The sequence below is a fragment of the Paracoccus sp. MKU1 genome, assembly GCF_001447385.1.
GTDB lineage: Bacteria > Pseudomonadota > Alphaproteobacteria > Rhodobacterales > Rhodobacteraceae > Paracoccus.
The window spans coordinates 1-759 of sequence record NZ_LLWQ01000236.1 but is presented as its reverse complement, the minus strand read 5'-3'; the positions used below and the strand labels follow the sequence as shown (position 1 = coordinate 759).

Sequence of the window (759 nt, the reverse complement as noted above, 5' to 3'; positions counted from 1 at the left end):
CAAGGATTTCGCGGGTTTCACGGCGGTGAACGATGTCGACCTGGACGTGGAGCACGCGCGCATCCATGCGCTGATCGGGCCGAACGGCGCCGGCAAGACCACGGTGTTCAACCTCTTGACCAAGTTCCTGCAGCCGACGCGGGGCCGGATCACGCTTCTGGGCCAGGACATCACCCAGACCAAGCCCGACAAGGTGGCGCGGATGGGGCTGGTGCGCAGCTTCCAGATCTCGGCCGTCTTCCCGCATCTGACGGTGCGCGAGAACGTCAAGGTCGCCTTGCAGCGGCCGGCGGGGCTGGCGACGCAGTTCTGGCTGCCCTTGTCCGCGCTCGACCGGCTGGACGCGCGCGCCGACCAGCTGATCGAGCAGCTGGGCCTGGCGCGCTGGCGCGACCACCGCGCCGCCGACCTGTCCTATGGCCGCAAGCGCGTGCTGGAGATCGCCACCACGCTGGCGCTCGACCCCGAGGTGCTGCTGCTCGACGAGCCGATGGCGGGCATGGGCCAGGAGGACGTGGCCATGGTCGCTGACATCATCCGCGACGTCGCCACCGAGCGCGCGGTGCTGATGGTCGAGCACAACCTGAGCGTCGTGGCGAATATCTGCCACCACGTCACCGTGCTGCAACGCGGCGAGATCATCGCGGCGGGCGACTACGCCACCGTCTCGGCCGATCCGCGCGTGCGCAGCGCCTATATGGGGTCCGAGGCATGAGCGCGCCGCTGCTGAACGTCCGCGACCTGCATGCCTGGTATGGC

At 68.9% G+C, this 759-nt stretch carries 1 protein-coding gene; it reads left to right on the top strand.

Annotated features, from left to right (window positions below):
* Nucleotides 1-715, top strand: a 715-nt coding sequence (locus AQY21_RS27070) for an ABC transporter ATP-binding protein (protein ID WP_058100674.1), incomplete at its 5' end; no start/stop codon positions are given.
* Nucleotides 716-759 lie beyond the last annotated feature (44 nt).